6 protein-coding genes are annotated in these 6,983 nt (G+C 70.1%); 5 read left to right on the forward strand and 1 reads right to left on the reverse strand.

Going from position 1 to position 6,983, the window contains the following annotated elements; genetic code table 11:
- Positions 1-139: 139 nt before the first annotated feature.
- Positions 140-2,005 carry an ABC transporter ATP-binding protein gene (locus tag ACWGIC_RS44395; protein WP_452081964.1) on the forward strand — a complete coding sequence of 622 codons (1,866 nt, stop codon included), beginning with the start codon at positions 140-142 and terminating at the stop codon, positions 2,003-2,005.
- Positions 2,006-2,084: 79 nt separating this feature from the next.
- Here the strand turns inward: ACWGIC_RS44395 and ACWGIC_RS44400 are convergent, their stop codons facing one another.
- Entirely contained in the window at positions 2,085-2,813 is a 729-nt protein-coding gene (locus ACWGIC_RS44400) for an SIS domain-containing protein (protein ID WP_452081965.1), read from the reverse strand.
- Between the two features lie 81 nt (positions 2,814-2,894).
- Here ACWGIC_RS44400 and ACWGIC_RS44405 point away from each other — a divergent pair, with 81 nt between their 5' ends.
- From ACWGIC_RS44405 to ACWGIC_RS44420, 4 genes are all read left to right on the forward strand, one after another.
- Complete coding sequence (locus ACWGIC_RS44405) at positions 2,895-3,620, forward strand: alpha/beta hydrolase (protein ID WP_452081969.1); 726 nt, start codon at positions 2,895-2,897, stop codon at positions 3,618-3,620.
- Positions 3,621-3,709: 89 nt separating this feature from the next.
- Positions 3,710-4,963, forward strand: coding sequence for a class I SAM-dependent methyltransferase (locus ACWGIC_RS44410; RefSeq protein WP_452081966.1), 1,254 nt, complete (start codon positions 3,710-3,712; stop codon positions 4,961-4,963).
- A gap of 112 nt (positions 4,964-5,075) precedes the next feature.
- Positions 5,076-6,272 (forward strand): LCP family glycopolymer transferase, encoded by a 1,197-nt coding sequence (locus ACWGIC_RS44415; protein ID WP_452081967.1) that lies wholly within the window; start codon positions 5,076-5,078, stop codon positions 6,270-6,272.
- Positions 6,273-6,345: 73 nt separating this feature from the next.
- Entirely contained in the window at positions 6,346-6,876 is a 531-nt protein-coding gene (locus tag ACWGIC_RS44420) for a GNAT family N-acetyltransferase (RefSeq protein ID WP_452081968.1), read from the forward strand.
- The last annotated feature ends 107 nt before the right edge of the window (positions 6,877-6,983 follow it).

Here is a 6,983-nt window from a genome sequence, read left to right on the forward strand (position 1 = left end):
ACCTTGAGGGAATCAGATTCCCTCAAGGAGCCCTTCACGGACCGTCGGGAAGAATGCCGGGCGTCCCGGTGTTGTGCAGGGCATCTCCGGAAAAAAGTTCAAGTAATCTAGAGGTTTTCACGAGCTGGGGGACACTCCGATGGACAACACCTGGGCGCTGCTGAGCAGCGCGATGCGGGCCGGTGACGCGCCGAAAGCGCTGACCCGGGGCACCCCTCGCCGGGTCGCGCGGTTCGCCCGGCCGCACTGGAAGCGGCTGCTGGCCTTCCTGGTGCTCACCGTGATCTCGGCGGTGCTCGCTGTGACGACGCCGGTGCTGGCGGGCAAGGTGGTCGACGCGATCGTCGGCAAGCACGAGCTGACCGTGGTGGTCTGGCTGTCGGTGGTGATCGCGGTGCTCGCGATCCTCGACGCCGGGCTCGGCCTCGCCGAACGCTGGCAGTCGGCGCGGATCGGCGAGGGCATCATCCTCGACCTGCGCGTGGCGGTGTTCGAGCACGTGCAGAAGCTGCCCATCGCGTTCTTCACCCGCACTCGCACCGGCGCGCTGGTCAGCAGGCTCAACAACGACGTGATCGGCGCGCAGCGCACCTTCACCGCGACTTTGTCCGGTTTGGTCACCAATGTGATCCAGCTGGTGCTGTCGCTGGTGGTGATGGTGTCGCTCTCCTGGCAGGTCACGCTCTTCGCGCTGGTGCTGTTGCCGATTTTCGTACTGCCCGCCCGGCGGCTCGGCCGCCGCATGGCCGGGCTGCAGCGCGAGGCCGCTCAGCTCAACGCCGGAATGACCACTCAGATGACCGAGCGGTTCTCCGCGCCGGGCGCCACGCTCGTGAAGCTCTTCGGCAGGCCGCGCCAGGAGGTCGCCGACTTCGGCCTCCGCGCCGGACGGGTGCGCGACATCGGCGTCCGCACCGCGATGCTGACGCGCTGGTTCATGACGAGCCTGACGCTCGTGTCCGCGCTCGCGCAGGCGCTGGTCTACGGGCTCGGCGGCTACCTGGCGCTCACCGGGAAGCTCGAAGCGGGCACTGTGGTGGCGCTCGCGCTGCTGCTGACCCGGCTGTACACGCCGCTGACCGCGCTCGCGAACGTGCGCGTGGATGTGATGACCGCGCTGGTGTCGTTCGAGCGGGTCTTCGAGGTGCTGGACCTGGAGCCGATGATCAAGGAGCCTGCCGAGCCGAAGAAGCTGCCCGAGGGCGGGGTTTCGGTCGAGTTCGCGGGCGTCCGGTTCGGCTACCCGGCGGCCGACAAGTTCTCGCTCGCTTCGCTGGAAGATGTGGCCACTTTGGACAGCCGGGGCGGCGAAGAGGTGCTGCACGGCGTGAGTTTCCGCGCGGAAGCCGGGCAGATGGTCGCGCTGGTCGGTTCGTCCGGTGCGGGCAAATCGACGATCGCCTCGCTGCTGCCGCGGCTGTACGACGTGGACGCCGGTTCGGTTCGACTGTCCGATGTGGACGTCAAGGACCTGAGTTTCGCTTCGCTGCGCGAGACGGTCGGCGTGGTGACCCAGGACGGGCATCTGTTCCACGACACGATCCGGGCCAACCTCAGCTACGCGCGCCCGGGCGTCGCCGACGACGAGATCTGGGCCGCGCTGGAAAAGGCGAGGCTGAACGACCTGGTGCGCTCGCTGCCGGACGGACTGGACACGACCGTCGGCGAACGCGGCTACCGGCTCTCCGGCGGGGAACGGCAGCGGCTCACCATCGCGCGCTTGCTGCTGGCGCAGCCGAAAGTCGTGGTGCTGGACGAGGCGACCGCGCACCTGGATTCGGAATCCGAGGCGGCGGTGGGCGAAGCGCTCACCGGAGCGCTGGAAGGCCGGACGTCGCTGGTGATCGCGCACCGGCTGTCGACCGTGCGGGCGGCGGATCTGATTCTGGTGGTGGAAAACGGGGAGATCGTGGAACGCGGCACGCACGAGGAACTGCTGGCGCTGGAAGGCCGGTACGCGGAGCTGTACCACACGCAGTTCTCGGAGGAACCGGCCGCGGCGTGACCCCAATGTGGCATTGGGTGTGCTCACCGCACCGAACGCCACATTGGGTGCGTCCCACGCACCCAATGTGGCATTGGGGTCAGCGCAGGGCGGGAACCCGAGGCTCGTACTTGGCCAGCAGCGCCGCGTTCGCCGCGTCGCCACCCTCCACATTGGAGCTGCGCCACAGCGGAACGTCGAGCCCTTCGGCGGTGCCGCGGTCGTAAACCTCGGCCAGGATCAGGTTCCACAGGAACGCGTTGACCACAGTGGACAGCGGGCCGGTGCGCGGCGCGGAAGCCGGATAGCTGGCGTCGCCGGGAATCACCAGCGAATCCAGCACCACACTGCCTTCCTCGACCAGCGTCGTGGCCGATCGGCGCGGTGCGGCGGCCACACAGGCCCGCGACGTCACGGCGATCACCTCGGCGCCCCGACGGCGCGCGCCGGCGGCGAGTTCGACCGGGTACGGATTCACGCCGGAGGTGGAGAACACGACCAGGACGTCGTCCGGTCCCGGCGCGCGTTCGGCCAAGACCTCTTCGGCGAGCCCGGAACGCCGCTCGGTGCGGGTGCTCTGCTGCGCGCCGTGCAGCGGCAGCAGTTCCGGGTGGTACACCGGATACACGCAGGCGAGCCCGCCCGCGCGGTAGAACGTCTCGGCGACCGCGGCCAGCGAGTGCCCGGCTCCGGCGGTGAAAACCAGCGCGTCGGCCCGGATCACCCCCAGCAGCAGGTCGGCGGCGGCGGACACCTGGGCGGCATTGGCCTCCGCGGCCGCCGCAAGCTGGTCCGAAGTGCTCTTCACGAGATCAGTGGCGCTCACCACACCTGCCCTTCCTCGCGGGTCCGGGCACCGAATCTATCGGGTGGACACGCTTCGTGGTGGATTACCGTGGAGTTGATCGAAATGGGGGTGCCGGTGAACGGGAAACGGCAAAACGGCCGGACGGATCCGGCCGTGCGGACGTGGCGGGCCCCCGGGCAGACCCGCGCGGTGGCCCTCGTCCTGCACGGCGGGGCCGAACGCAGCACCGCGGTCGTCCAGCCGTGGCGATTGGCGTATCAGCGGATGGTGCCGCTGTCGCGCTCGCTGCACCGCGCCGGGAAGCGGCACGGCCTGGAAGTGCGGCTGATGCGGAACCGGCTGTACGGCTGGAACGGACGCCTGGAAAGCCCGGTGCCGGACGCCCGCTGGGCCCTCGACCAGATCCGCGCCGACCATCCCGGACTCCCGGTCGTCCTCGTCGGCCATTCGATGGGCGGCCGCGTCGCGCTGCGGGTCGCCGACGACCCGGCGGTGACCGGCGTGTGCGCGATGGCCCCGTGGACGCCCCAAGGCGAACCGGTGGACGCCGTCGCGGGCCGGGCGGTGCTGATCGCGCACGGCACGCGCGACCGGATGACCTCGCCCGCCGAGTCCTACGCCTTCGCCGCGCGCGCCCGCGAGGTCACCGACCTGGTGGCGCGGTTCGAGATCGCCGGCGAGGGCCATTCGATGCTCCGCCGTCCCGCGGTCTGGACCCGGCTGATGTGTGCTTTCACACTGGACCGGATCGGAGTGGGCGAGACGGACGAGACTCTTCGTCAGGCCTGGTCCCGCCCTCCCGTCGACCGGCTGCGCATCCCGGGGTAACCGGAGAGCGCGGCCCGGTCGCGAGGGCGACGGGGACGAAGCGGGAATATCATGGGGAAGGGCTCGGAAGCCCGTTCGGAGGGAGTGTCTTGTCCACGTCACGAGTCGATCCGGCAGTGGTCTCGCAGCCGGTGCCCGACGAATCCCGATGGCCCGGTCTCGCCACGCCGCCGCATTCGCCGTTGCGAGCGCGAGCGGCCGAGGCGCTGTTCCGGCACGCGGTGAAAACGCTGGACGTGCGGGTCGCGTTCCCGGACGGCACGGTGCTCGGCGCGGGCGGTCCGGACGCGCCGGAGATGCGCATCCACCGGCCCGAGGCGTTCTTCCACCGGCTCGGGGCCGACGCGAAGATCGGCTTCGGCGAGGCGTACCTGGTCGGCGACTGGACCGCCGAGGACCTGGCCGGCGTGCTGACGCCGTTCGCCGAGCGGCTGAGCACTCTCGTGCCGCCGTTCCTGCAGCGGTTCCGCCGGTTCGCCGAGCGCATGCAGCCGTCCGCGGAAGAGAACACGATCGAGGGCGCGCGGTCGAACATCCACCGGCACTACGACCTGTCGAACGACTTGTTCAGCGCGTTCCTGGACGAGTCGATGATGTACTCCTCGGCGCTGTTCGGCCCGGGGGACACGCTCACCCAGGCACAGCACCGCAAGCTCGACAGCGTGCTCGACTACGCCGGCGTGCGCGAGGGCAGCGAGGTGCTGGAGATCGGCACCGGATGGGGTGAATTGTCCATTCGCGCGGCTTCCCGCGGCGCGAAGGTCACGTCGCTGACCATCTCGCGGGAACAGAAAGTGCTCGCCGACGCGCGGATCGCCGAGGCTGGCTTCTCCGACCGCGTCGACGTGCGGCTGTGCGACTACCGCGAGGCCACCGGCGAGTACGACTCGGTGGTCAGCGTGGAGATGATCGAGGCGGTCGGCGCGTCCTACTGGCCCACGTTCTTCTCCACGATCGGCAAGCGGCTGCGCCCGGGCGGGCGGTTCGGCCTGCAGGCGATCACCATGGACCACGACCGGATGCTGGCCTCGGCCAAGTCCTACACGTGGATCCACAAGTACGTCTTCCCCGGCGGCATCATCCCGTCGGTGCAGGCGATCGAGGACGGGATGCGGGAGAACACCCGGCTGAAACTGGCCGGGATGCGCGAGTTCGGCCAGGATTACGCCCGCACGCTCAAACTGTGGCGGGACCGCTTCCAGCAGCGCTGGGACGACATCCGCGGCTTCGGGTTCGACGACGTGTTCCGGCGGATGTGGGAGTTCTACCTCGCCTACTCCGAGGCGGGCTTCCGGTCGGGGCATCTGAAGGTCCACCAGTTCGGGTTCGCCGACCCGCGCTGAGGCCGCCGCTCCCCGCCGGGACAACCCGCGTAGGGTCCCGCACGTCCACCGCAGGAGGACCGCGCAGGATCCTGCGCGGCCACGCGCACCACCGGATCGGGGAGACAGGCCCATGACGTACGGAGGCGACGACGGCAGGCGGCGGATGCCGCCCCGGCCACCGCAGCCCCCCGCACGCCCGCGCCAGCAGCAGCGGGCGCAGATGCTGCCGCTGCCGGGGAGAGGGCAGAGCCCTTACGACGCCCGCACCCGGCCGATGGGCGCGCGCGGCGAGGCCCCGGCCCCGCCGCCGCCCGCGCCGCCGCGGCGCGACCCGGGGGAGTACGGCGGCCAGCAGCCGCGGCCGCGCCGTCGCCGCCGGTGGAGCGTCGGCAAGATCCTGATGACGCTGCTGATCGTGTTCGTGCTGTTCGTCGGCGCGATCTGGGCGTACCTGGAGTTCTCCATCAACCGGGTGGACGCGATCGGCGACTACTCCGGGCGCCCGGCCGCGGCGTCCGGCACGAACTGGCTGATCGTCGGGTCGGACAGCCGCCAGGGCCTGACCGCGGAGGACGAGGAGCGGCTGGCGACCGGCGACACGAACGAGGCGGGCGGGCAGCGCACCGACACCATCATGGTCGCGCATCTCCCGGACAACTCGACGAAGCCGACGCTGCTGAGCCTGCCGCGCGACTCGCAGGTGAAGATCCCCGGCCACGGCACGAGCAAGATCAACGCCGCGTTCGCCCTCGGCGGGCCGAAACTGCTGGTCCAGACGGTCGAGCAGGCCACCGGGCTGCGGATCGACCACTACGCGGAGATCGGCTTCGGCGGGTTCGCGAAGATCGTCGACGCGATCGGCGGCGTCGAGATGTGCATCGACAACGACATGAACGACCCGATGACCGGCATCGAGATCAAGGCGGGCTGCCAGAAGCTCGACGGCCGCTCAGCGCTCGGCTTCGTCCGGATGCGGCACGCCTCCGCGACGCCGCGCTCGGACCTCGACCGGGTCGCGAACCAGCGCAAGTTCATCGGCGCGCTGGTGAGCGAGGTCGCGAGCCCCGGGACGCTGCTGAACCCGTTCGATTTCTTCCCGCTGCTGAGCTCCGCGCCGGACGCGCTGACCATGGACACCGGCGACCACGTGCACAACCTGGCCGGCCTGGCGTTCGCGATGCGCGGCATTTCGTCCGACGGGGTCACGACCACGACGGTGCCGCTCACCGACGCGTCGGCGCAGCATTGGGACAAGAAGAAGTCCGGGCAGTTGTTCGACGCGCTGAAGAACGACACCGAGGTGCCGCCCGACATCGTGATGAACTGACGTTCGCCGGGAACGGCGGCAGGCTTCGCTTAATTCGCGAGCCTGCCGCCGTTTCTGCTGTCAGGATGACCGCATGGACACTCTCACCGACGGCGTGATCACCCTCGTTCGCTGGCTCCCGGAACACCGGGACGCGCAAGTGGAGGCCGTCGTGGGATCTCTGGACCACCTGGCCGCGTGGATGCCCTGGGCGATCGACGGCTACGACCAGGCCAAGGGCGACGAGTTCCTGGCGCGCGTAGCCGAGCAGTGGGACAGCGGCCAGGAATACAACTACGCGATCTTCTCCCCGGACGGCGAGATGGCGGGCAGTTGCGGGTTGATGCGCCGTGACGACGGGTGGGAGATCGGGTACTGGCTGGCGAAAACCCAGACTGGCAAAGGGTTTGTGACCCGGGCGAGTGCTTTGCTGGTGGCTTTGGCTTGGCGGCTGGACGCGACGCATGTGCTGATCAAGCACGATTCGGAGAATGTGCGCAGCGGGGCGGTTCCGGAGCGACTGGGGTTTTCGCGGGTGGGGGAGGAGAAGGCGGAGGGGCGGCTGCCTTCGGCTTGCAGCGGGGTGAATGTCGTGTGGAGGCTCGATCGGCCGGATAAGCGCTGATTCGGGCCGGGGGGGCCCCGGGGGGGGGGCGCGCCGGGGGCCCCCCCCCCCCAGCCCGGGTCCCAGGCGCAGGCCCCCCCCCGAGTTTGCGCACCCAAAGGCCCCCC

The sequence above is a fragment of the Amycolatopsis sp. NPDC054798 genome (assembly GCF_053611505.1).